Raw genomic sequence first — 23,639 nt, 5'->3', positions numbered from 1 at the left:
CTTAGATGACCTGCTTCCATGGTCGAAAAAGTTGCCGGACGTTGTCAGAAAACTGAAAAAGCAATGAAGTAGCGCCGCGGAAGCGGCTTTTAGCTTATAGGGTACTTGGTATGGAGCGTTTACTATCATTCCGTATATGCTTGCTGGAAGAAATTCAAGAAACGAAGAAAAATGAAGGAAAATGCGTGATTTTTTTAATTTCCACTTGCATGTATACCTTGCCTGTGATATAGTATAAAGGCTGAAAATTCACGCCGGTCGGATTTGCGCAGGACGGTGCTCATTATGAGTCCCCGCGGAAAGCATGAGAAGACGGCGGAAGAAAAACCAAAATTGGAGGAAAGAAACATGAGCGTTATTTCAATGAAGCAGTTACTTGAAGCAGGTGTACATTTTGGACACCAGACCAGAAGATGGAACCCGAAAATGGCTCCGTACATCTACACCGAGAGAAATGGTATCCACATCATCGACCTTCAGAAATCTGTAGGTAAAGTAGATGAGGCTTACAAGGCAGTATCCGATATCGCAGCAGACGGCGGCACAATCCTGTTCGTTGGTACAAAGAAGCAGGCTCAGGACGCTATCAAGACCGAGGCTGAGAGATGTGGTATGTTCTATGTAAACGAGAGATGGTTAGGCGGTATGCTGACAAACTTCAAGACCATCCAGAGCCGTATCGCTAGATTAAAACAGATCGAGGCTATGTCTGAGGACGGAACTTTCGACGTTCTGCCGAAGAAAGAAGTTATCGAGCTGAAAAAAGAGTGGGAGAAGCTGGAGAAGAACCTGGGCGGTATCAAAGATATGAAGAAGATCCCGGATGCTATCTTCGTAGTAGATCCGAAGAAGGAAAGAATCTGCGTACAGGAGGCTCATACTCTGGGTATTCCGCTGATCGGTATCATCGATACCAACTGTGATCCGGAAGAGCTGGATTATGTAATCCCGGGTAACGATGATGCTATCCGTGCCGTAAAACTGATCGTTTCCAGAATGGCAGACGCTGTTATCGAAGCTAAGCAGGGCGAGGCTGAGGCAGCTGCAGCAGAGGGCGAAGCAGAGGCTACAGAGGCTTAATTAACCCCAAAATTAAAAACTGAAACCAAAAGACCAGGAGCACGCCGCGGTTTTCCGCATAAAAGCGTGCTCCGCGCGGGTATACGAACGTGTACCTGAATTTATATACACGGAGGGATTTAAGATGGCAGTTACAGCCGCAATGGTAAAAGAGTTACGTGAAATGACAGGCGCTGGTATGATGGACTGTAAGAAAGCTCTTGCAGCTACAGATGGCGACATGGACAAAGCTGTTGAGTTCCTGAGAGAAAAAGGACTTGCAGGCGCTACTAAGAAAGCTGGCCGTATTGCAGCAGAGGGTATCGTTATGACTAAGGTTACCGCTGATGAAAAGAAGGCAGTTGTAGTAGAAGTAAACGCAGAGACAGACTTCGTAGCTAAGAACGAGAAGTTCCAGAACTATGTATCTGATGTTGCTGAGCAGGCGCTGAACACAAGCGCAGCAGATATTGACGCATTCCTGGCTGAAAAATGGGCAAAGGATCCGTCCCTGACAGTTGCAGAGGCTCTGTCTTCCCAGATCTCCATCATCGGCGAGAACATGAAGATCCGTCGTTTTGCTCAGTTAGCTGAGGAGAACGGTTTCGTTGCTTCCTACATCCATGCAGGCGGCAAGATCGGCGTTCTGGTAGACGTTGAAACTGACGTTGTAAACGATGCAATCAAAGAGATGGCTAAGAACGTAGCTATGCAGGCTGCAGCTCTGAAACCGCTGTACACCAACGACAGCGAAGTAGATGCAGATTACATCGCAAAAGAGAAAGAGATCCTGACTGTAGCAGCTAAGAACGAGAAGCCGGACGCAAACGACAAGATCATCAGCGGCATGGTTATGGGTCGTATCAAGAAAGAGCTCAAAGAGATCTGTCTTCTGGATCAGGTATATGTTAAGGCTGAGGATGGCAAGCAGAGCGTAGCTCAGTATGTAGCTCAGGTTGCTAAAGAGAATGGCGCGAAGATCACTGTTAAGAAGTTCGTTCGTTTCGAGACTGGTGAAGGTATCGAAAAGAAGGAAGAGAACTTTGCAGAGGAAGTTGCAAAGCAGATGGCACAGTAAGCGAACTACTTGTTGTAACTTCATATAACTTATTAGAAAGTGCTGAAACCCAGTATTTATGTAGGGTTTCAGCACTTTTTTGTGTACTGTTTTTTGATACTTTTTTATATAACTTGTTGCAATTTATTATATCTTCTTATGCGAATTGTGTAAAAAAGTGTGTAGTGAGTTGTGTAGAGGTTTTGGGGGATTTGTGTAATAACACGAATGGAACGCCTCAGCTGATTGCAGACGCGCCTTTGCAGTCTGCTCAGCATTACATTTACCGGTCTCAGGATCCCATTAGCGATTCTTTTGGGTGGCATTATGGGACTCACCGGAATCTGGCGGGCGCTTACGCTGACCTTGATCGTGAAAGGATAGGGGATAAAAGTGTACCAGAAAGTCATACTTGAAAATTCCGCCAGATGCGCTATAATAAGTCTGGCGATGGTTCAGCAGGGAAACATTGCAAATTTGATAAAAACAGGGGAGCTCGTTGGCGGGCTGAGAGGAAGTAATCGAACTTCGACCCTTTAACCTGATGCGGATAATGCCGTCGTAGGAAGTCATGAGATGAATTTTTACAGGAGATATCCGCAGGGGTATCTCCTGTTTTTTCATATAACAGGAAAATCCGTTGAAATTTCCTGTTATATAAAAAGCCCTACCGGGCGGGATCGCACTGCGGCGGAAGGGAATCATGTCGCAAGCAACCGCGCTCGGCGCGGGAATGTGCCAGGGCACATTCTTTTAAAATTAAATTCTTTGAAAGGGGGAACGTATTCCGCATGTGTGCGGCGAGCTGAGGGGGAGCGCCCTGGGCTTTGTAGGCAGCGATGGGAAGCCGTGTTCCGGCGTGAGAGGATACCAGAGAGTATCGACCGAATTTCATGCAGAAAACGTAAATTGTTCGTAACTGTTCAAGAATATCAAAGAAACAGAACAGTTGCAAATTTTCAAAGAAGGAGAAGAAAAATGAATAAGACAAACACGAAAAAACTGGCGATTGCGGCTGTATTCTGTGCCGTTGCCGTCGTAGGAAGTTTATTTTCCGTTCCGGTGTTCGGAAGTAAGTGTTCCCCGGTACAGCATATGGTAAATATCCTGTGTGCCGTTCTTCTGGGACCGGGCTATGGACTGGGAGCGGCCTTTGCAGCGGCGCTGATCCGAAATCTGTTAGGACTTGGAAGTCTGATGGCATTTCCGGGCAGTATGTTTGGCGCCCTGATCTGCGGACTGGTTTACAAGAAAACGCAGAGTGTGTTTGCAACTTTGATCGGTGAGGTGCTTGGAACGTCCATTCTGGGCGGATTTGCGGCATATCCGGTGGCGGTTTTCCTGATGGGAAAGAGCGCGGCGGGACTGGCTGTCTATGCCTATGTGGTTCCGTTTTTGATCTCGACCGCGGGAGGCGCGATCATAAGCGCGGTTCTGATTTTAAGTTTAAAGAAAGCCAATATTTTAGCAGGAATGCAGGAAGCACTGAGAGAGGAGAAGCCAGCACATGTTTAAAGAAATATTTGATAATGTAAGAGAAAAATGTCCGTTAATCCATAACATCACGAACTACGTGACTGTCAATGACTGTGCCAACGTGGTACTCGCATGCGGCGCGTCCCCGATCATGGCGGATGATAAGGACGAAGTTTCGGATATCCAGACCATCTGCGGCGGACTGAATATCAATATCGGCACATTAAACAGCCGGACCATCGAATCCATGCTGCTTGCCGGAAAGCGGGCAAATGAGCTGGGTCATCCGGTAGTTTTAGACCCGGTAGGCGCCGGTGCGTCGAAACTCAGAACAGAGACCGCCAATCAGCTTTTAAAGGAAGTCAGGTTTACCGTGATCCGCGGGAACATTTCGGAGATCAAGACACTGGCACTTGGAAATGGAACGACGAAGGGTGTGGATGCCGATCTGGCAGACCGGGTGACGAAGGAAAACCTGGACGAGGCGGCAGCTTTTGCGAAGGCATTTGCTGGAAAGATGAACGCGGTCGTTGCGATTACCGGTGCGATCGACATTGTGGCGGATGCGGAGAAGGCATACTGCATTTACAACGGTCGTCCGGAGATGTCTTCCATCACGGGAACCGGCTGTCAGCTCTCGGCTCTGACGGCGGCCTTTGTGACAGCCAACCAGGAACAGCCGCTTGAGGCAGCTGCTGCGGCAGTCTGCGCGATGGGACTGGCCGGGGAGACGGCATACGCCCGTTTAAGTGAACTGGACGGCAATGCGACTTATCGGAATTATATCATTGATGCTATTTATCGCATGAACGGAGAAGCGCTGGAGGCTGGAGCAAAATTTGAAGTAAGATAATAGAGCTTTAGTGTCCGTTTTTATAAGAACAGCTGAGAGAAGGAGGAAATGCAGATGAACTGCAGACCGGAAGATATGCTGCTTTACGCGGTGACAGACCGCGCATGGCTGAAGGGGGAAACTCTGGAGAGTCAGGTTGAGAAAGCTTTGAAGGGCGGGGCGACGTTTGTCCAGCTGAGAGAAAAGGAGCTTGACGAGGCGGAGTTTCTGGAGGAGGCAAAGAAGCTTAAAATGCTTTGCAGAAAGTATCAGGTTCCGTTTGTGATCAATGACAACGTGGAGATTGCCCTGGCGGTGGATGCGGACGGCGTCCATGTGGGACAGAGCGATATGGAAGCGGGAAAGGTCCGGGAAAAGCTGGGACCAGATAAGATCATCGGCGTTTCCTGCAAAAATGTAGAACAGGCGCTTCTTGCGAAAAAGCATGGGGCGGATTATCTGGGAGTCGGAGCCATCTATCCGACGGGAACCAAAAAGGACGCCGATGCCGTGACGCCGGGGATGCTTGCCAAGATCTGTCAGGCAGTCGATATTCCGGTTGTTGCGATCGGCGGACTGAATAAAGAACATCTGGAACTGTTAAAAGGAACAGGTGTGGACGGCATTGCAGTGGTCAGCGCCTTGTTTGCGGCCGATGATATTGAAAAGGCAGCAGAGGAACTGAAGGAAGCTGTAAAAAAGGTTCTGTAAAGATGAAAACGTTGTCATTTTGTCAAAAAAATGGCATGAAAAAGTTTATGAGAAAAAGCTTGTGAAAAAAGCTTCATTAAAAAATGGTAAGAAACTTTGCAAAAAGTTTTTTATGGCGGCACATTGGGGGCACCACCTTGTGTCGCCTTATAAAAGTTATTGATGCCTGAAAGGAGTTAATTATGAAGACAGCATTAACAATCGCTGGAAGTGATTGCAGCGGAGGCGCCGGTATCCAGGCCGATTTAAAGACGATGATCGCCAATGGAGTATATGGAATGAGTGCGATCACGGCGCTGACGGCCCAGAACACAACCGGCGTCCAGGGGATTTTTGAGGTAACCCCGGAATTTCTGGAACAGCAGATTGACAGCGTATTTACGGATATTCGTCCGGATGCGGTAAAGATCGGTATGGTTTCTTCAACCGGACTGATCAAGTCGATTGCGAAGAAGCTTTGTGAGTACCAGGCAGAAAACATTGTTGTGGACCCGGTTATGGTGGCGACGAGCGGAGCAAAGTTAATCGGCGACGACGCTATCGACACCTTGAAAGAATCGCTTTTTCCATTAGCGGCGGTTCTGACACCGAACATTCCGGAGGCAGAGGTCTTATCGGGAATGAAAATTAAGTCTGCCGACGATATGATTGCGGCAGCAAAATGGATCAGTGAAACGTACCATTGTGAGGTTCTCTGCAAGGGCGGACATCAGTTAAATGATGCCAACGATCTTTTATACCGGGACGGCGGATACCGTTGGTTTAACGGAAAACGCATCCACAATTCCAACACCCATGGGACGGGCTGTACCCTGTCCAGCGCGATTGCATCCAATCTGGCGAAGGGCTATGATCTCGACACCGCGGTGGAGCGTGCCAAAGCATATATTTCCGGCGCACTGGGAGCGATGCTGGATCTCGGCAAAGGATCCGGTCCGATGGATCATGGATTTGATTTCCGGGGAAAAGGATTTGCGGAGGAACGCGTATGACAATGACAGAGAGGCTTTTGGAAGCCACAAAGGAGATCTGGGCTGGTTACAATGAAAAACCGTTCGTAAAAGGCATTGCGGACGGCAGTCTGGATCATGATAAATTCAAATATTATATGATACAGGATTATCTGTATCTGATTGATTACACAAAGGTGTTTTCCATCGGGGCGGCAAAATCAACGGATCTCGCATTTATGCGCCTGTTTGCCGGATATACCCACTCGATTCTGGATGGGGAGATGGATATTCACCGTGCTTACATGGAACGTTTGGGGATAACCAGAGAAGAGGCGGAACAGACGCCGGTCGCTCTGGATAACCTTTCTTATACTTCTTATATGCTTCGCATCGCTTATGAGGGGGGCGCGCCGGAGGCGGCAGCAGCGATATTGTCCTGCGCCCTCAGCTATGAATGGATTGCGAAGAAAATCGCAGCAGACAGACCGGATGCCGACAAACATCCATTTTATGGGGAGTGGATCCGGGGATACGCTTCCGAGTCTTACCACAAGGAAAATGAAGTCCTTGTAGAGTGGATGAACCATCTGGCAGAGGATCTGTCTGAGAAACAAAAGAAACATCTGGTGGATATTTTTGTGGCCTGCTCCCGCTATGAAGCGGCATTCTGGGATATGGCGTGGGAAATGAGGCGGTAAATATGCTTACATTTGACAACGTGCGTTTCCAATATGCGGTAGAGAATTTTTCGATCATTGACCATCTGTCGTTTGAAGTCCAGGATGGGGAGTTTGTGTCCATCATCGGCGCTTCCGGCTGTGGAAAAAGTACGATCTTCCGGCTGGTAAATAAGCTTCTTACCCCGGCTTCCGGTGTGATCCGGGTGGATGGGGAATCGATCGAAACGAAGAAAAATTACTGCGGATATATGCCGCAGCAGGATCTGCTGTTTCCATGGCGCACCGTGCGGGAGAATCTGATGCTTCCGATGGAGATTCAGGGCGGATATTCGAAGGAACAGATGCAGAAAAAAGCGGATGATGCGCTTCAATCGGTTGGACTTGCAGACTGGGGAGATAAGACTCCGAAAGAGCTTTCCGGCGGTATGCGCCAGAGAGCCGCCTTTGCGAGAACGGTTCTGACGGGTTCAGACCTTCTGCTTTTGGATGAGCCGTTTTCAGCCCTGGATTATCTGACAAGACTGTCTATGCGGGAGTGGCTTCTGGAACAGTGGGAGAAGGAGAAAAAGACGGTTCTTTTCATCACGCATGATGTGGAAGAAGCGGTGTTTCTGTCCAGCCGGATTCTCGTGGTGGAACAGTCACCGATCACACATCTGCGCTCCATCGAGGTCCCGGCGGGATATCCGCGATCCCGGGAAGAGCTTCGCAGACCGGAGATTCTGTCCTTAAAGGAAGAACTGATCGGAATGCTTAAGAAGGAGAAGGCGTGATGGAACAGAAAAAAATAAATAAAATGGGAAGCCGGATGAATGCGAATCTTCCAGCCCTGATTCTGGTGGCGGTGCTTCTGTTTACATGGCAGGCAGCGGCTATGGGGATTGATGCGGCCTATATTCTCCCGTCTCCGGTTCAGGTGGTTGTACGGCTGTGGGAACTTCGGGGTCCATTATTTACGGCACATCTGCCGGCGACGATGTCGGTAGTCGTGATTGGACTTTTGATCTCGATCGTGCTGGGCGTGGGACTGGCTGTGCTGATGGATGCCAGTGAGACGGCAAGAAAGGCGCTGTATCCGCTGATCATCGCCTCGCAGACAATCCCGACGACGGCGCTGGCACCGCTGTTTGTCCTCTGGTTTGGCTACACGATCTGGAGCAAGGTGCTGGTAACGGTACTAATTACGTTTTTCCCGATCACGATCACGGTATTTGACGGGTTCCGGTCGGTGAAGACGGAAATGGAAGAACTTTTGTTTACATTTGGAGCGGATAAACGTCAGATCTTTTTGAAATTAAAGATTCCGGCGACGCTTCCGTACTTTTTTTCAGCGATCAAGATGGCGGTACCGCTGTCGATCATCGGAGCGGCGATTGGAGAATGGCTGGGCGCTCAAAGCGGACTCGGATATTTCAGCCGGAGAATGATGACCCAGTTAGATGGAGCTGGTGTATTTGCACCGATTCTGCTCTTATCGGTAGTGGCGATGGCGGCAACGTGGGTTGTCTCGCTGCTTGAAAAGCGGATGATTTTCTGGAGGAATGAGTAGGAAATTGTGATATAGGATGAAATTTTGAAGTATGTGTGCGGATATTGAAAAGTCTGTATTTTTGAAATGTGTGCTGCAGACCGAAAAAAGTGTATTCACAAAAAAGCTACTCGTGAAGAAGTGCAGATCTTTGAGATTGGTATGTGAATCCAGCAAGTCATATGCAAAAAAAACTGGAAAACAGATAAGTGATAGGGAAATATAGACGGAAATTTGTAAAACTGAAAGGATATGAGATGAAAAAACGAATGAGAATGGCTGCCGCAGTGATGGCAGCAGTGATGGGAATGATGACACTTGGCGGATGTGGAACGGCCAGCGAAAAGAGTGAGACAGCTGCTCAGGCAGAGGGCACGGATGCGAAACAGACCTCGGAAGATGGAAAAAGTCAGGATCTTAAGGAGATCAATGTGGTTCTTGACTGGTATCCGAATGCGATCCATACTTTTATTTATACGGCGATCGAGCGCGGTTATTATGCGGAAGAAGGACTGGATGTGAAAGTGCGTTTTCCGGCCAATGCGAACGATGCGTTATCACTGGTAGCGGCTGGAAAGGCGGGGATCGGCATGTACTATCAGCAGGATGTGATCCAGGCGGTTGCCAATCAGGGAACGAAGATCAAATCCATCGGTGCGATCGTGCAGTCCCCGTTAAGTGTCGTTCTTTCTTTAAAGGATAAGAATATCACAGGACCGGAAAATCTGGTTGGAAAGACCGTTGGTTACGGCGGAACAGCACTCAGCGAGGCGGTTGTCAAGAGCATGATGGAATATGTGGGAGCGGATGCATCGGATGTAAACCTGATCGATGTCGGATTTGAACTGATGAGTTCTATGACGACCGGCAATGTGGATGCGACGATCGGATGCCTTGTCAACCATGAGGTTCCGCAGATGGAGGAAGAGGGCTTTGATGTCAACTACTTCATGGCAGATGGATATGGAATCCCGAATTATTATGAGGAAGTATTCCTTGCCAACAACGAAATGATCCAGCAGGAGCCGGAAGTTCTGGAAGGATTCTTACGCGCATCGAAGAAGGGCTTTGAAGACTTTAAGAACGATCCGAATGGCTGCCTGGCAATCCTGATGAATAATCAGAATGAGGAAAACTTCCCTCTGACCCAGAGCGTGGAGGAAAAGTCCTGTGAGACACTTCTGCCGCTCATGGAGAGCGATGAGGTTCCGTTTTTGACCCAGACCGAAGAGTGCTGGCAGGAAAACATCGACTGGATGAGCGAGAGCGGGCTGATCGATAAGAAAGTGGATGTTTCGGATGTGATGGTAAACCTGCAGGAGTAAGAGCCAGAAGCAGTCAGAGACTGGCTGTTTGTGCAGAGCAAGTAAATTTCCGGAACTGGAAATTCTGGTGTTTAACATATATATGCAAGACAAGAATGGTAACAGAGTTACTGTTCACGGGTAGGCACTTTTGGAACCGAAAGTGCCGTGAGAAAACGTGGTGGCAGCAGGAATTTGCCGTATTTAAATGCGAAGCCACGGCAAATTCCGTTACTGGGCACGTATGCGTGTACAGTAAACAACAGGGCGTTACTGGGGAAGATGGAGTCTCAGAATGTTGACAGTCTGCCAGCCAGGATATATAATATTTTCGTAACTGTTCAGTACCTTAACAGTCACGCGCAAAAATCCATTAAAGAAAAAACACCAGAATGGAAGGGGAAACAAATAGATGAAGAAAATTATTTTAACCGGCGATCGTCCTACCGGGCGCTTACATGTCGGACATTATGTTGGCTCTCTGAGCGAGAGAGTGAGACTTCAGAACTCCGGCAAGTTCGATGAGATCTATATTATGATTGCCGATGCACAGGCGCTGACAGATAACGCAGATCATCCGGAAAAGGTGCGTAAAAATATTCTGCAGGTTGCCCTGGACTATCTGGCTTGTGGAATTGACCCGGAGAAATCCACCATCTTTATCCAGTCGATGGTGCCGGAGCTGACAGAGCTTACTTTTTACTATATGAACCTGGTTACGGTATCCCGTGTACAGCGAAATCCTACCGTAAAAGCAGAGATTCAGATGCGTAATTTTGAGGCAAGCATCCCGGTTGGATTCTTTACTTATCCGATTAGCCAGGCGGCGGATATCACTGCATTCCGCGCGACGACCGTTCCGGTTGGAGAGGATCAGATGCCGATGTTAGAGCAGTGCAAGGAGATCGTCCATAAATTCAACAGCGTGTACGGCGAGACCCTGACGGAACCGGAGATCCTGCTTCCGTCCAACAAGGCGTGTCTGCGTCTGCCGGGTATCGATGGAAAGGCAAAGATGAGCAAATCGCTTGGAAACTGCATCTACCTCTCTGATTCGGAAGCAGATGTGAAGAAGAAGATCATGTCCATGTTTACAGATCCAAATCACCTGCGTGTCGAGGATCCGGGTAAAGTCGAGGGCAATCCGGTCTTCATCTATCTGGATGCATTCTGCCGTCCGGAGTATTTTGCAGAGTTCCTGCCGGATTACCAGAACCTGGACGAGCTGAAAGCACATTACCAGAGAGGCGGTCTGGGCGATGTGAAGGTGAAGAAATTCTTAAATAACGTTATGCAGGCTGAATTGTCTCCGATCCGTGCGAGACGCCAGGAATGGGAGAAGAGAATCCCGGATGTATTTGACATCCTGAAAGAGGGAAGCAAGGCAGCAGAGGCGAAGGCTGCTGAGACGCTTCGCGATGTGAAGGCTTCAATGCGGATCAATTACTTTGATGATGACAGTCTGATCGATACGATCGAGGACTAAGAGAAAAAGTGGAAATTCAGCGCGGCTTTCTGAAATGCCGGGAGTGTGCTGCCGGAAATGAATTGAATTAAGAAATAGAGAAAAGTCTGTCTTTTGGCATGGGAAAGGTGTCGGGGGACAGACTTTTTTGCGTGATTCCCACTTAAAAACGGTTTACATAGTCCCTAAAATTCGATATAATAATCTGTATTGCGTTATAACGCAAGGCTATATCAAATATGAAATGAAAGAATACTAAGAGGGCTACACATGAGTAAAAACAAACAATGGGCGAGTAAGCTGGGCTTTATTATGGCGACGGCTGGGGCGGCGATTGGATTGGGAAATCTGTGGAAATTTCCATATCTGATGGGAAAGAACGGTGGATTTCCATTTCTGGTTGCGTATCTGTTTTTTATCGTCGTTCTCGGACTTCCGGTTATGATCACGGAAATGTCCCTGGGACGGAAGACGCGGCATGATCCGGTGCAGGCGTATGCGGACATTCATCCGCACGCACGGATTGTCGGTATATTCGGCGTACTGGCGGCGTTTATTATTTTGAGTTATTACAGCGTCATCGGCGGCTGGATTTTAAAGTATATTGCCAGCTATGTGACGACGGCGGCAGCGCCGGATTTTAACGCCTTTATCGGCAGCAGCGAGCCGGTGATCTGGCATATTGTATTTATGGCAGCGACTATAGCTGTCTGCTATTTTGGCATCAATGGCATTGAGAAAGCGAGCAAATTGATGATGCCGATGCTTCTGGTTCTGTTATTTGTCATCATTTTCAGAAGCGTGACGCTTCCGGGAGCTTCGAAAGGACTGTTATTTATCTTCCAGCCGGATTTTTCGGCGTTCACGCTTTCTTCTGTCAGCGCGGCACTGGGACAGGTGTTTTATTCCCTGAGTCTCTGTATGGGTATCACGATCACCTACGGAAGCTATCTGAGTGGAAAGGAAAATATTCCAAAAAGCTGTATGATCGTCGGTGGTCTGGACACCGTGATTGCGGTTCTCGCGGGTATCGCGATCTTTCCGGCAGTATTTGCCTTCGGTCTGGAGCCGGGACAGGGACCGGGACTGATTTTCGGCACACTGCCGATGGTATTTGCGAATATTGCGGGGGGAACTTTCTTTGCAATCCTGTTTTTTGCGCTGGTTTTTTTCGCAGCCGTTACGAGTGCGATCGCACTTCTGGAAGTCTGTGCCTCTTTTGCGATTGATTCGCTGGGCTGGGAACGCAAGCATGCGGCGCTTGTGATTGGTACGGCGATCACGCTGCTTGGCATTCCGAGTGCGCTGTCCTTCGGCGTCCTGAGTGATGTCACAATCCTGAATCAGTCGGTCTTTGATTTCGCCGGACTGGTAACGGATAATATTCTGATGCCGCTCGGTGGACTCACGATGTGCTACTATGTAGGCTGGAAATGGAAACCGGAGTATCTACTTGCGGAGATCGAGGCGGACGGTACGAAATTCCGTCTGGGAAAACTCTGGGTGTTCTGCATCCGATTCCTGACGCCGATTATGGTGGGAATCGTCAGTGTAACTGGATTTTATAATTTGTACTTGGCGATTCGGTAGGAAGAGCGGTTTTGTTGACAAAAACAGGAAATTGCCGTATAATTTGTTAAAGTTCAGACAAGGTCATGGAAATAGGGATAGGATGTGCTTGACGGTGGATCAAGGGCGGAAAAAGACCATTTGTGTGATAATCTGAATGGACAGACAACTTGGGGAAACTTGAATATAAGACAATTAAATTATGGGGATACCGCAGAATGACAAGGATGTGATTAGGCGGTGTCCCTACTTCGACTGTCGGGAATGAATCGGATATGAGGCATTGCCGCAGGCGGAAAAGCTGCGCCGTGTGAGTGAGCACAGAATCACAAGCCGGAAGACGTTGCGGAGAAAGCAGAGAAGGAGGATGAGATATATGGTTCAGAGAAAGAAAACATTAGCCAAGACAGCGGCAAAGAAATCTGTTTCAACGGAAGAGAAAAAGGTTCCGTCTGTTGTGGAGAAAAAAGAGACAGCCGTAGCTGAAGTAGCGAAGAAAGAAACGGCAGTGGCAGCAGTCGCAAAGAAAGAGACAGCGGTAGCGGAAGTAGCAAAGAAGGAAACAGCTGTGGCAGCCGTGGAGAAAAAAGAGACGGCAGTAGCATCCGTTCCGAAAAAGGAAACTGCACTGGCACACGTAGAGAAGAAAGAGACAGCCGTAGCGCCGGTACAGAAGAAGGAGACCGCCCTCGCAGAGAAGAAAGAGATGGCAGCAGCCGCAGGGAAAAAGGAGACAGATGTGACCGTAAAGAAAACAACTGCAAAGAGAACTACAAAGACAACCACAAAGACAACCACTGCAGCAAAGAAGACAGCTGAGAAAAAGGAAGTAAAGACAGTTGCATACGTACAGTACGCAGGTGCTGAGATTTCTATCGAGAAGCTGGAGGCAGAAGCAAAGAAAGCATATGCAGCTCTGGGACATAAAGAGGACGAGATTGAGACTCTGACCCTGTATGTTAAACCGGAAGAGCGTGCCGTTTACTATGTGGTAAATGGAGAAGGTTCCAGCGAGTACAAGATTGTGTACTAAGGTGGGCGTTCGGTGAAGTTTCCGGCTCTGTATGACGGGAAGTTTACATACCATATCTGCTTAAAATGAGGGAGCAGGTATAAAAATCTAAGAATGGTAAAAAGCCAGTTTTTATATCTTTGGTGTATTAAGAGAGATATAGAACTGGCTTTTTTTGTTGATAGGGAGATGTTTTAAAAACGCTTTGCAAGAATTACAACAGGGAATGCGGATGATTCGATGCCAGGCGTAGTGAAGGAAAAAACAGCCAGAACAGTACTCCAGCGGTTAAGGTCAGGCAAATTTCCATGGCACTGTTGATGATTCCCGATAAAATCCAGCTGTCCAGACAGAAAACACAAGAAGTCCAGAGAAGCAGGAGGCAGAGGCGCCCACGGGCAGCAGGAGAATCCAGAGAGTGAGTCAATTTGCTGAAAAAGGCAGTATTGGAGGGTGTTTGGGAATAACGGGCAGGAGCTGGGGACGAAAGATAGAGCTGCAAGCTTAAATAAAACAGATTATAAAGAAATAACAGTGCAGCCGCCAGTGCCAGAAGCGTGTGAAGGATAGCACAGACTGGGAGGTGCTCCGGGGTATAGGGCAGCAGGGCAGCGGCAGTGAGGAGAAGCAGGCAGCATTTTGCCTGGCGGGGGCGGTACAGGGAGAGTTGGGAGTAGAAAAAGCCGCCGCAGAGCAGGCACCAGAGAAAAAATTCTCCGCGTCGGTGCAGTGCGATGCTGATACTGGAAAAATTGGAAGAAAACAGATTGCATCCGCGTGTGAGTGAGAAACTAAAAAATGGGAGGAGAACGAACGTAAATATCCATCGAATCATGAGGATAGTGTGGGAAAATGGGGCGGAAAAGATACTGGAAAGAAGAGGCAGAAATAGTTGACGGAATTGCTGTTTATGTAATAGTATTATTATTTAGGAAAGATGAATTATATGTTTGATTAAGAAGGATAATACAAAACCATGATAAATTTACCAGCAGCATTTACTGAACGAATGAAACAGATGCTCGGCAGGGAGTACGATGCGTTTATCGCCAGTTACGACAAGGAGCGCTCACAGGGACTGCGCGTGAACGGACTGAAAACGGATCCGGCGGAATTTGCTAAGACGGCTCCATTTTCTCTGAATCCGGTTGCGTGGGCGGCGGAGGGATTCGCTTATGGGGCGGAGGATCGTCCGGGGCGTCATCCGTACCACGATGCGGGCGTTTACTATATTCAGGAGCCGAGCGCGATGATTGCGGCTTCGCTTTTAAACCCGCAGCCGGGGGAAATGATTCTGGATCTGTGTGCGGCACCGGGAGGAAAATCGACGCAGGCGGCGGCGAGACTTAAAGGAGAAGGTCTTCTGGTGAGCAATGAGATCCATCCGGCGCGTGCAAAGATTCTCTCGCAGAATATCGAGCGCATGGGAATCCGGAATGCGGTTGTGACAAATGAAGATTCCGGGCGGCTGACGAAGTATTTTCCGGCATTTTTTGATGGGATCATCGTGGATGCACCGTGTTCCGGCGAGGGAATGTTCCGCAAGGATGAGACGGCGGTCACGGAATGGAGCCCGGAGAATGTGCGTCGCTGTGCTGGGCGGCAGCAGGAGATTCTTGAAAATGCGGCGATGATGCTGAAACCGGGCGGACGGCTGGTGTACTCCACCTGTACTTTTGCGCCGGAGGAGGACGAGCAGGCGATCGGACGTTTCTTAGAGGCACATCCAGAGTTTGCGCTAGAGGAAACGCCGGACTATCCGGGACTTTCGCACGGCGTTCCAGCCTGGGGGGCGGGTGTGACGGATGGAATCGAGAAAACGGTCCGTATCTGGCCGCACCGGACCGAGGGAGAAGGCCATTATGCGGCACTTCTTCGAAAAACGGGCGAGCCGGAGAGCGTGAAGCGTAAATATCCGGCTTCGATGAAGGACAAGAAGCTTCTGGCAGTCTATGAGGATTTCTGCAAAGAGATATTTATTGAGCTGAAGAAATGGACAGCGGACAGTACGATGACGATGTTTGGCGATCAGCTTTACCGGACGCCGGAGGAGATGGTCGATTTTAAGGGGCTGCGGGTGCTTCGCCCGGGGCTTCAGATGGGAGAATTTAAGAAAAATCGTTTTGAGCCGTCCCACGCGCTGGCACTTGCCCTGCATCCATCGGAGGTAAAACAGAACGTGAACCTGTCTGCCGACGCGCCAGAGACGGCGGCATACCTGCGCGGCGAGACGATCCAGCTTTCTGAGGAAGACGCCGGAAAAGGCTGGTGCCTTGTGAGTGTGGACGGGTATTCGCTCGGATGGGGCAAGAAGAGCGGCGGGACGCTGAAAAACCATTATCCGAAGGGACTGCGGAAGCAGTATTAATAGAAGAAGGAAAAATCCTCCGGCATCGGAGCCGTAAACTCCATTGCTTCCCCTGTGATCGGATGCCGGAATGCCACCGTATAGGAGTGAAGCGCCTGCCGTTCGATGAAGCGGTAATCCGGGTTGTATAGAAAATCCCCTAAAAGCGGGTGCCCGATGGCTTTCATGTGGACCCGGATCTGGTGGGTGCGCCCCGTTTCCAGGCGAAGCCGGACGAGGGAGCAGCCGAGATCGTCCCGGTAATCGAGACACCGGTAATGGGTGACGGCGTGTTCCCCATGATTCATATCGATGCAGCGTTCGATGGTGGAACTATCTTTTCGGGCGATCGGCAGATCGATGGTGCCGGATTTTTCTGGTTTACCGGCAACAATCGCGAGATATTCGCGGCGTATCTCTTTTTTTGCAGTCATGGCGGAGAGAAATGCGCCGCTTATTTTATGTTTGGCGATCAGCAGAAGACCGGTGGTGTCGCGGTCTAAGCGGTTCACGGCACGGAACACGAAATGTTCGCCCCGCGAGGCAAAACGGTACGCGAGGGCGTTTGCCAGCGTATTTTCATGGTGTCCCTGGGATGGGTGGACAGGCATTCCGGCGGCTTTGTTGAGTATTATGAGATCTTCGTCTTCATATACTATATCGATCGGAAGATTGACCGGAAGAATATCTGAGGAAACGGGTTCGTCCGGGAGAAAGAGTGTCAGGGTGTCTCCGATCTGAAGCGGTGTGTTCAGCCAGGATGGAGTCCCATTCAGGCAGATCTGCTCAGGGTTCTGTTTGAGCTCGATGAGGATGCGGCGGGAATATCCGGCATCGCGGAGGAAGGCGCCGATGGTGTCAGCTTTGTTTTTATTTGTAATAGTGTATGATAATGTCCGTTTCATTTAGGGAACCTCTTTGGGGTGAAAATGGGTTATTTGTTGTCATTCCAATAAGGATAACATAAAAGCAGGATGGGCTGCAATGTCAGAGTGAAATTTGTTCTTGATTACGGCTACATTATTTTGGAACAGGAAGCGCCACATGAGAACGTATGACGAAATTTTGAAGGATTCTCGAAACACTATTGACTTGCCATGAAAAACCTAGTATCATTACTAATAAGTAAGGCTGTTTTTATTCAAATTACTTATAAGTAGAACTAATAAATACAATGCAGAGAAAAGGAGAATGAACGATGGCAAAAGTAGGAATTGTAATGGGAAGCGATTCGGACATGCCGATCATGGCACAGGCAGCAGATTTTCTGGACAAGATGGGGATTGATTATGAAATGACAATCATTTCTGCACACCGTGAGCCAGACATCTTTTTTAACTATGCAAAATCCGCTGAGGAGAAAGGCTTTAAGGTTATCATTGCAGGTGCTGGTAAGGCAGCGCATCTGCCGGGTATGTGCGCGGCACTGTTTCCGATGCCGGTAATCGGTATTCCGATGAAAACCTCGGATTTAGGCGGAGTTGATTCTCTGTATTCGATCGTACAGATGCCGTCCGGTATTCCGGTTGCGACGGTAGCGATCAACGGCGGCAAGAATGCGGGTATTCTGGCAGCCAAGATTCTGGCAACTTCCGATCCGGAGCTTTTAGCAAAATTAAAAGCATACTCTGAGGAGATGAAGAACGAAGTGGCCGGTAAGGATGAGAAATTACAGAAACTGGGACATAAAGAGTATCTGGCACAGAAATAAATATTAAAAATATAAACAAGGACATACGGAGGAAAACCATGGATTACAAGAATTCCGGAGTAGATATTGAGGCTGGTTATAAGTCGGTAGAACTGATGAAAGAGCATGTAAAGAAAACGATGCGTGAGGAAGTGCTGGGAGGTCTGGGCGGCTTTGCCGGTGCATTCTCCCTGGCAAAGATTAAAGAGATGGAAGATCCGGTTCTCTTATCTGGTACGGACGGCTGTGGTACCAAGGTAAAACTGGCGATCATCATGGACAAGCATGACACGATCGGTATCGACGCGGTTGCGATGTGTGTCAACGACATTGCATGTGCAGGCGGCGAGCCGCTGTTTTTCCTGGACTATATTGCCTGCGGCAAGAACTATCCGGAAAAGATCGCGGATATCGTAAAAGGCGTTGCAGAAGGCTGCTTACAGTCGGAGGCAGCTCTGATCGGCGGCGAGACAGCTGAGCATCCGGGGCTGATGCCGGAGGAAGATTATGATCTGGCTGGTTTTGCTGTCGGCGTGGTTGATAAAAAAGACATGATTACCGGCGAAAACCTGAAACCGGGTGATGTACTGATCGGTATGGCATCCACCGGCGTTCACAGCAATGGTTTCTCCCTGGTCCGCAAGGTATTTGAGAAGGAACTCAACAAAGAGGGACTGGAGACCTACTATGAGGAGTTGGGAACCACGCTTGGCGAGGCACTTCTGGCACCGACCCGTATCTATGTAAAGGCGCTGAAAGCAGTGAAGAATGCAGGCGTGACTGTGAAAGCGTGCAGCCATATCACAGGCGGCGGCTTCTATGAGAATGTTCCGCGTATGCTGAAAGACGGTGTTCGCGCAGTCATCAAGAAAGACAGCTATCAGATTCCGCCGATCTTCGGTATGTTGGCGAAGAAAGGCGATATTGAGGAGCATATGATGTACAATACCTACAACATGGGTATCGGCATGGTTGTAGCAGTCGATGCGGCTGATGCAGAGCGAACGATGGAGGCAATGAAGTCCGCTGGCGATACACCGTACATCATCGGTTCCATTGAGGCAGGAGAAAAGGGAGTAACATTATGCTAAGAGTCGTTGTAATGGTGTCTGGCGGCGGTACAAATCTGCAGGCAATCCTGGATGCGGTTGATAACGGCAAGATCACGAACGCAGAAGTTGTGGCGGTTATCAGCAACAATGAGGGCGTTTATGCGATTGAGCGCGCGAAAAAACACGGTGTCCCGGCGTTTGTTGTGACTCCGAAGGCGTATGAGACGCGAGATGCATTCGATGAGGCGCTTTTAGAGACCGTCAAGGCGTGTAAGCCGGATCTCATCGTTCTGGCTGGATTTCTTGTGAAGATTCCGGCGGCGATGATCGAGGCATACAGAAATAAAATTATCAATATCCACCCGTCCCTGATTCCGTCCTTCTGTGGCGTCGGCTATTATGGACTGAAGGTGCATGAGGCGGCACTGGCGCGCGGCGTCAAGGTAACGGGCGCGACGGTTCACTATGTGGATGAGGGAACCGATACCGGTCCGATCCTCTTCCAGAAAGCCGTAGAGGTGCAGCCGGATGATACGCCGAAGACGCTGCAGCAGCGCGTGATGGAACAGGCAGAGTGGGTACTGCTTCCGCAGGCGATCGATGCGATTGCAAACGGAAGAATATAAGGAGAAGAACATGAAAGTTTTAATCGTTGGCAGCGGCGGACGTGAGCATGCGATCGCATGGAAAGTGGCTCAGAGTCCGAAGGTAGATAAAATTTATTGTGCACCGGGCAATGCAGGAATCGCAGAGTATGCAGAGTGTGTGCCGATCAGTGCAATGGAATTTGATAAGCTGGCGGCATTTGCGAAAGAGCATGAGGTTGATCTGACCGTGATTGGCATGGACGATCCGCTGGTCGGCGGTATCGTGGATGTGTTCGAGGCACAGGGACTGCGTGTATTTGGACCGAGAAAAAATGCGGCGATTCTGGAAGGATCGAAGGCATTTTCCAAGGATCTGATGAAGAAATACAACATTCCGACCGCAGCCTATGAGACTTTTACCGATCCGCACAAGGCGCTGGAATACTTACAGACCGCTAAGATGCCGATCGTTTTGAAAGCAGATGGTCTGGCACTTGGAAAAGGTGTTCTGATCTGCAATACTTTAGAGGAAGCAGAGGCAGGCGTCAAGGAGATCATGGAGGACAAGAAGTTTGGTTCTGCCGGCAATCAGATGGTCATCGAGGAGTTCATGACAGGACGCGAGGTTTCTGTCCTTTCCTTCGTCGATGGCGATACGATCCGCATTATGACCTCCTCCCAGGACCACAAGCGGGCGCTGGACGGCGATCAGGGCTTAAATACAGGCGGTATGGGAACCTTCTCACCAAGCCCGTTCTACACAAAAGAAGTAGATGAATTCTGCAAAAAGTACATCTATCAGCCGTCGGTTGACGCGATGAAGAAGGAAGGACGTATCTTCAAGGGAATCATTTTTTTCGGTCTGATGCTGACCGAAGATGGTCCGAAGGTGCTGGAATACAATGCTCGTTTCGGCGATCCGGAGACACAGGTTGTCCTGCCGCGCATGAAGAACGATATCGTGGAAGTCTTTGAGGCATGTATCGACGGAACCCTGGATCAGATCCAGCTGGAATTTGAGGACAATGCGGCAGTCTGTGTTGTTCTGGCGTCGGATGGTTATCCGGTGAAATATGAAAAAGGTTTCAAGATTCACGGTCTGGAGAAATTCAAAGACACGGACGGTTACTATGTATTCCACGCGGGCACGAAGTTTGATGAGGACGGCGACATCGTGACAAACGGCGGTCGAGTGCTGGGCGTTACTGCAAAGGGCAAAGACCTGAAAGAGGCGCGCGCCAATGCATACAAGGCGACCGAGTGGATCGATTTTGCTAACAAATATATGCGCCATGATATCGGGCATGCGATTGATGAGGCGTAGGGGAAGCGGTAGGTAGTAGATTCCTATTTAGAAAAGAAACGGGGATATCAGATTTGAACGTCTGATATCCCTGTTTTTGTCTGGATGTTGGAAAAAAATGCTTTTGAAAAACATATTAAAAACATTCAAGCGTGCTATAATAGAAAGAAAAGACGAACTGTTTTCATGCAATTAAAAGGAGGACAATGCAATGGCTAACAAATATGCAGGAACCCAGACGGAAAAGAACCTGAGGGAGGCTTTTTCTGGTGAATCACAGGCAAGAAATAAATATACCTATTTTGCATCCAAGGCAAAAAAAGAGGGATTTGAGCAGATTTCCGCCCTTTTTTTAAAGACCGCAGACAATGAGAAAGAACACGCAAAGATGTGGTTTAAGGAATTAGACGGTCTGGGAAATACCGCAGAGAATCTGGCATCTGCTGCAGACGGCGAGAACTATGAGTGGACAGATATGTATGATGGATTTGCCAAGACGGCTGAGGAAGAAGGATTCCCGGAACTGGCAGCGAAATTCCGTATGGTAGCGGAGATTGAAAAGCACCATGAAGAGCGCTACCGTGCCCTGCTTCACAATGTGGAAGCACAGGAAGTATTTAAGAAGAGCGAAGTGAAGGTATGGGAATGCCGCAACTGCGGTCATATCGTAGTAGGCGAGAAAGCACCGGAAGTCTGTCCGGTATGCGCACATCCGCAGGCTTATTTCGAGGTTCATGCGGAGAATTACTAAATCTGGGGACTCAATCGTGGAAGCAGATGCCTTTTGTGGGAATGTGAGACGCAAGAGGTAGTTCTGGATTTGGTATGTGATTGAGTATCAGTAATGTGAGTTAGAGTGGATATGCCATGGACGGCGAGGATCTGATGGATTTGCTGGTCAGTCAGCTGGGGGCACTTTCGGAAACGACGAGACGCCAGCTGGGGGGCTGCCGATTCCTTATTGTGTATAAAAAAGGAAGATGCATCATATAAAAGATACGAAAATTAAGCAGGCTGTTTTGGAACAGTTCATATGAGATCGTCTTTTTTATCATTCGCACCAGATGTTTCGAAGGAACAATGCCGGGTAGAACATTGGATTGACACAGGAAATGCGCCAGGAACAGTAAAAATGACGCCGGAAGAAATTGAAAATTTGAATGCACGGATTTTACGGACATCTGGAACGGAAATGCATGATTTGAAAAATGAAGCCTTTGCCAAAGAAGAGAGAGTTGTTTATGATAAATGGTGTGGAAATTTCTTATCATTTGGGATACAGGGGATAAATTGGACTGTGCGTGATGCTCAAAATTCCGTGGATAAAAATGTTCATATCAAATATGGAATCGCGATTTCACAGGGGTTGATCAAACAGTTTCCGATGGAGACTTTTTTAGCCGATGAGGAGGATCCATCCGATCCGGAGTGGGATGAGGCAGCACTTTGTCTCTGTATGGTCGGGGAACCGCTTTTGATTTTGGGTTCGGTGCAGGAGGAGAGTTATCTGTATGTCCGGAATGAATGCAGCGAGGGCTGGATATCGGCAGAGTCGGTGGCAGTCTGTCGGAACCGGGCGGAATGGCTGATGGCGGCATTTCCGATCCATCCGTTAGTAGTGACAGGGGACATGGTCTGGCTGGAAGCAAGTGCGGTCTATCCGGGAACCAGTGCATACCGGCTTCGGATGGGTACGGTGTTGGAATTGTGCGTGGAAGAAGGAATTCCAGAGATAAAAGAAACAATAGAAACAAACAGAATAAAAGGGACAGGAGCGCTAATAGAGACAACAGAAGCACAGGCAGAACAGAGGGTACAGAACAGACTGTCTTGGAATAATTACATCGTCTGGCTTCCATGCCGCGCCCCGGATGGCAGTTTCTTCCGGCAAAAAGGACTGATTCCGATGAGCCGGGATGTATCAGTGGGGTATTTGAATCTGACAACCGGTGGGATTCTTAAACAGGCATTCAAGTGCCTGGGAGATCGTTACGGCTGGGGCGGGATGCTGGAAAGCCGGGATTGTTCTTCCTATATCCGGGAAGTGTACCGCTGTTTTGGATGGATCCTGCCTCGCAATACGACCGGTCAGCTGCAGATGCCAGTTAGAAAAATAGAGCTGGCGGGGCGGTGCTGCTCAGAAAAAGAGCAGATTTTAAGAGCATTAGAACCGGGCACACTTCTATATTTTCCGGGACATGTGATGATGTATCTGGGATATGAGAATGACAATTTTTATGTCATAAACGATGTGAGCAGGCTGGTAAAAGAAGGAGAAACGATGCCAGTGCGTGTACGATCGGTGATTGTCAATACGCTGGCAGTCAGACGTCCCAATCTGCGGACTTGGATGGAGGAGCTGACGCTTGCTTTGATTCCTTGGGAAACATGAAGCGTACAGCAGACAGAAAAAGGGAGAAAAAGAGAGATGAAGATAATTGTATGTGTGGATAATCAGAACGGCATGATGTTCAATCACAGACGGCAGAGCCAGGACCGCGTGCTTAGAAAGCGTATTCTAGAGCTGACAGGTGGGAAAAAACTGTGGATGAATGCATACAGCCAGAAACAGTTTTTACAGGTGAATGGAAATATGTCAAAAGAACAGGAACAATCCGGGCAGATTCAGGCAGATGAAGCGTTTTTGGAAAAGGCGGGGCCGGGAGAGTACTGTTTTGTCGAGAACAAGGATGTTGTTCCGTATGAGAGCCGGATCGAAGAAGTGATTCTTTGTCATTGGAACCGGGATTATCCGGCAGATATGTATTTTAAGATGGATCTGGGCAGCTGGAAGCTGGCAGAAACGCAGGAATATGCGGGTTCCTCGCATGAGAAAATCACAGAAGAGCGGTATGTGCGCAGGTAAAAAATATACATAAAAAGTAAGTACAATATAAAAGAGTAAGAAAAACATAAAAAACAAGTCAAATATAAAAAAGAGCCGGTTCTGCACCTGAAAATCAGGCGCCAGAACGCGCAAATCTACATGGCTCTGAAAGGGATAGGCTTAAACG

At 48.7% G+C, this 23,639-nt stretch carries 23 protein-coding genes and 1 riboswitch; of the genes, 22 read left to right on the top strand and 1 reads right to left on the bottom strand.

Annotated features, from left to right (window positions below; all coding sequences use genetic code 11):
* The first annotated feature begins 348 nt into the window (after nt 1-348).
* From rpsB to DWZ76_RS05590, 15 genes are all read left to right on the top strand, one after another.
* Nucleotides 349-1,080, top strand: coding sequence for a 30S ribosomal protein S2 (gene rpsB / locus DWZ76_RS05660; protein WP_022359217.1), 732 nt, complete (start codon nt 349-351; stop codon nt 1,078-1,080).
* Nucleotides 1,081-1,204: 124 nt separating this feature from the next.
* The gene (gene tsf, locus DWZ76_RS05655; protein WP_117796323.1) at nt 1,205-2,137 is read left to right on the top strand and encodes a translation elongation factor Ts; all 933 of its coding nucleotides are present in this window, start codon (nt 1,205-1,207) and stop codon (nt 2,135-2,137) included.
* Between the two features lie 457 nt (nt 2,138-2,594).
* Nucleotides 2,595-2,701, top strand: a riboswitch (TPP riboswitch).
* A gap of 393 nt (nt 2,702-3,094) precedes the next feature.
* The gene (gene thiW, locus DWZ76_RS05650) at nt 3,095-3,631 is read left to right on the top strand and encodes an energy coupling factor transporter S component ThiW (RefSeq protein WP_117796324.1); all 537 of its coding nucleotides are present in this window, start codon (nt 3,095-3,097) and stop codon (nt 3,629-3,631) included.
* A complete protein-coding gene (thiM, locus tag DWZ76_RS05645) occupies nt 3,624-4,445 on the top strand; it encodes a hydroxyethylthiazole kinase (RefSeq protein WP_117796325.1) in 822 nt (273 codons plus the stop codon). Before thiW ends, thiM begins: the two co-directional genes overlap by 8 nt.
* A 54-nt stretch (nt 4,446-4,499) precedes the next feature.
* Nucleotides 4,500-5,135, top strand: coding sequence for a thiamine phosphate synthase (gene thiE, locus DWZ76_RS05640; RefSeq protein WP_118472127.1), 636 nt, complete (start codon nt 4,500-4,502; stop codon nt 5,133-5,135).
* Between the two features lie 182 nt (nt 5,136-5,317).
* Nucleotides 5,318-6,127, top strand: a complete 810-nt coding sequence (gene thiD / locus DWZ76_RS05635; protein ID WP_118472126.1) for a bifunctional hydroxymethylpyrimidine kinase/phosphomethylpyrimidine kinase — start codon at nt 5,318-5,320, stop codon at nt 6,125-6,127.
* A complete protein-coding gene (gene tenA, locus DWZ76_RS05630; protein ID WP_118472125.1) occupies nt 6,124-6,786 on the top strand; it encodes a thiaminase II in 663 nt (220 codons plus the stop codon). Before thiD ends, tenA begins: the two co-directional genes overlap by 4 nt.
* A gap of 2 nt (nt 6,787-6,788) precedes the next feature.
* Nucleotides 6,789-7,541, top strand: a complete 753-nt coding sequence (locus tag DWZ76_RS05625) for an ABC transporter ATP-binding protein (protein WP_118472124.1) — start codon at nt 6,789-6,791, stop codon at nt 7,539-7,541.
* Between the two features lie 35 nt (nt 7,542-7,576).
* Nucleotides 7,577-8,317, top strand: a complete 741-nt coding sequence (locus DWZ76_RS05620; protein WP_118472138.1) for an ABC transporter permease — start codon at nt 7,577-7,579, stop codon at nt 8,315-8,317.
* 236 nt (nt 8,318-8,553) lie between these two features.
* Entirely contained in the window at nt 8,554-9,621 is a 1,068-nt protein-coding gene (locus tag DWZ76_RS05615) for an ABC transporter substrate-binding protein (RefSeq protein ID WP_118472137.1), read from the top strand.
* Between the two features lie 391 nt (nt 9,622-10,012).
* Nucleotides 10,013-11,086 carry a tryptophan--tRNA ligase gene (trpS, locus tag DWZ76_RS05610; RefSeq protein WP_118472123.1) on the top strand — a complete coding sequence of 358 codons (1,074 nt, stop codon included), beginning with the start codon at nt 10,013-10,015 and terminating at the stop codon, nt 11,084-11,086.
* Between the two features lie 249 nt (nt 11,087-11,335).
* On the top strand, nt 11,336-12,655 hold the full coding sequence (locus tag DWZ76_RS05605) for a sodium-dependent transporter (RefSeq protein ID WP_117796330.1): 1,320 nt from the start codon (nt 11,336-11,338) through the stop codon (nt 12,653-12,655).
* A gap of 355 nt (nt 12,656-13,010) precedes the next feature.
* Nucleotides 13,011-13,667, top strand: a complete 657-nt coding sequence (locus DWZ76_RS05600; protein ID WP_118472122.1) for a DUF6465 family protein — start codon at nt 13,011-13,013, stop codon at nt 13,665-13,667.
* 538 nt (nt 13,668-14,205) lie between these two features.
* Nucleotides 14,206-14,433 carry a hypothetical protein gene (locus DWZ76_RS05595; RefSeq protein WP_118472121.1) on the top strand — a complete coding sequence of 76 codons (228 nt, stop codon included), beginning with the start codon at nt 14,206-14,208 and terminating at the stop codon, nt 14,431-14,433.
* Nucleotides 14,434-14,622: 189 nt separating this feature from the next.
* Nucleotides 14,623-16,014 (top strand): RsmF rRNA methyltransferase first C-terminal domain-containing protein, encoded by a 1,392-nt coding sequence (locus DWZ76_RS05590; protein WP_182431272.1) that lies wholly within the window; start codon nt 14,623-14,625, stop codon nt 16,012-16,014.
* On the opposite strand, the gene DWZ76_RS05585 is transcribed toward DWZ76_RS05590, so the two are convergent.
* Complete coding sequence (locus tag DWZ76_RS05585) at nt 16,011-16,898, bottom strand: RluA family pseudouridine synthase (RefSeq protein WP_118472120.1); 888 nt, start codon at nt 16,896-16,898, stop codon at nt 16,011-16,013. The two genes, DWZ76_RS05590 and DWZ76_RS05585, sit on opposite strands and share 4 nt — an antisense overlap.
* 293 nt (nt 16,899-17,191) lie before the next feature.
* Here DWZ76_RS05585 and purE point away from each other — a divergent pair, with 293 nt between their 5' ends.
* The 7 genes from purE (at nt 17,192) to DWZ76_RS05550 (ending at nt 23,491) form a co-directional block, all read left to right on the top strand.
* Nucleotides 17,192-17,704 (top strand): 5-(carboxyamino)imidazole ribonucleotide mutase, encoded by a 513-nt coding sequence (purE, locus tag DWZ76_RS05580; RefSeq protein ID WP_107000367.1) that lies wholly within the window; start codon nt 17,192-17,194, stop codon nt 17,702-17,704.
* Between the two features lie 38 nt (nt 17,705-17,742).
* Nucleotides 17,743-18,774 (top strand): phosphoribosylformylglycinamidine cyclo-ligase, encoded by a 1,032-nt coding sequence (gene purM / locus DWZ76_RS05575; protein WP_118472119.1) that lies wholly within the window; start codon nt 17,743-17,745, stop codon nt 18,772-18,774.
* A complete protein-coding gene (gene purN, locus DWZ76_RS05570) occupies nt 18,768-19,361 on the top strand; it encodes a phosphoribosylglycinamide formyltransferase (protein WP_118467813.1) in 594 nt (197 codons plus the stop codon). Before purM ends, purN begins: the two co-directional genes overlap by 7 nt.
* Before the next feature lie 10 nt (nt 19,362-19,371).
* Nucleotides 19,372-20,646, top strand: coding sequence for a phosphoribosylamine--glycine ligase (gene purD / locus DWZ76_RS05565; protein ID WP_118472118.1), 1,275 nt, complete (start codon nt 19,372-19,374; stop codon nt 20,644-20,646).
* A gap of 190 nt (nt 20,647-20,836) precedes the next feature.
* Nucleotides 20,837-21,376 (top strand): rubrerythrin, encoded by a 540-nt coding sequence (gene rbr, locus DWZ76_RS05560; protein WP_107000364.1) that lies wholly within the window; start codon nt 20,837-20,839, stop codon nt 21,374-21,376.
* A gap of 546 nt (nt 21,377-21,922) precedes the next feature.
* A complete protein-coding gene (locus DWZ76_RS05555; protein WP_182431271.1) occupies nt 21,923-23,017 on the top strand; it encodes an NlpC/P60 family protein in 1,095 nt (364 codons plus the stop codon).
* Between the two features lie 36 nt (nt 23,018-23,053).
* Nucleotides 23,054-23,491 (top strand): ribonuclease Z, encoded by a 438-nt coding sequence (locus DWZ76_RS05550; protein ID WP_118472116.1) that lies wholly within the window; start codon nt 23,054-23,056, stop codon nt 23,489-23,491.
* Nucleotides 23,492-23,639 lie beyond the last annotated feature (148 nt).

The sequence above is a fragment of the Clostridium sp. AF35-15 genome (assembly GCF_003477745.1).
GTDB lineage: Bacteria > Bacillota > Clostridia > Lachnospirales > Lachnospiraceae > Otoolea > Otoolea fessa.
Note: the sequence above shows the minus strand (reverse complement) of the source record. Positions and strands in the feature narration are given on the sequence as shown.

Excerpts from the sequence above, each read along its gene's own strand:
- DWZ76_RS05550 (WP_118472116.1), top strand. The coding sequence starts at position 23,054 with ATGAAGATAATTGTATGTGTGGATAATCAGAACGGCATGATGTTCAAT.
- DWZ76_RS05590 (WP_182431272.1), top strand. The coding sequence starts at position 14,623 with ATGATAAATTTACCAGCAGCATTTACTGAACGAATGAAACAGATGCTC.
- tenA (WP_118472125.1), top strand. The coding sequence starts at position 6,124 with ATGACAATGACAGAGAGGCTTTTGGAAGCCACAAAGGAGATCTGGGCT.
- trpS (WP_118472123.1), top strand. The coding sequence starts at position 10,013 with ATGAAGAAAATTATTTTAACCGGCGATCGTCCTACCGGGCGCTTACAT.
- purE (WP_107000367.1), top strand. The coding sequence starts at position 17,192 with ATGGCAAAAGTAGGAATTGTAATGGGAAGCGATTCGGACATGCCGATC.
- thiW (WP_117796324.1), top strand. The coding sequence starts at position 3,095 with ATGAATAAGACAAACACGAAAAAACTGGCGATTGCGGCTGTATTCTGT.
- thiD (WP_118472126.1), top strand. The coding sequence starts at position 5,318 with ATGAAGACAGCATTAACAATCGCTGGAAGTGATTGCAGCGGAGGCGCC.
- purD (WP_118472118.1), top strand. The coding sequence starts at position 19,372 with ATGAAAGTTTTAATCGTTGGCAGCGGCGGACGTGAGCATGCGATCGCA.
- DWZ76_RS05605 (WP_117796330.1), top strand. The coding sequence starts at position 11,336 with ATGAGTAAAAACAAACAATGGGCGAGTAAGCTGGGCTTTATTATGGCG.
- DWZ76_RS05625 (WP_118472124.1), top strand. The coding sequence starts at position 6,789 with ATGCTTACATTTGACAACGTGCGTTTCCAATATGCGGTAGAGAATTTT.
- DWZ76_RS05585 (WP_118472120.1), bottom strand. The coding sequence starts at position 16,898 with ATGAAACGGACATTATCATACACTATTACAAATAAAAACAAAGCTGAC.
- rpsB (WP_022359217.1), top strand. The coding sequence starts at position 349 with ATGAGCGTTATTTCAATGAAGCAGTTACTTGAAGCAGGTGTACATTTT.
- rbr (WP_107000364.1), top strand. The coding sequence starts at position 20,837 with ATGGCTAACAAATATGCAGGAACCCAGACGGAAAAGAACCTGAGGGAG.
- tsf (WP_117796323.1), top strand. The coding sequence starts at position 1,205 with ATGGCAGTTACAGCCGCAATGGTAAAAGAGTTACGTGAAATGACAGGC.
- DWZ76_RS05615 (WP_118472137.1), top strand. The coding sequence starts at position 8,554 with ATGAAAAAACGAATGAGAATGGCTGCCGCAGTGATGGCAGCAGTGATG.
- thiM (WP_117796325.1), top strand. The coding sequence starts at position 3,624 with ATGTTTAAAGAAATATTTGATAATGTAAGAGAAAAATGTCCGTTAATC.
- purN (WP_118467813.1), top strand. The coding sequence starts at position 18,768 with ATGCTAAGAGTCGTTGTAATGGTGTCTGGCGGCGGTACAAATCTGCAG.
- DWZ76_RS05620 (WP_118472138.1), top strand. The coding sequence starts at position 7,577 with ATGAATGCGAATCTTCCAGCCCTGATTCTGGTGGCGGTGCTTCTGTTT.
- purM (WP_118472119.1), top strand. The coding sequence starts at position 17,743 with ATGGATTACAAGAATTCCGGAGTAGATATTGAGGCTGGTTATAAGTCG.
- DWZ76_RS05600 (WP_118472122.1), top strand. The coding sequence starts at position 13,011 with ATGGTTCAGAGAAAGAAAACATTAGCCAAGACAGCGGCAAAGAAATCT.
- thiE (WP_118472127.1), top strand. The coding sequence starts at position 4,500 with ATGAACTGCAGACCGGAAGATATGCTGCTTTACGCGGTGACAGACCGC.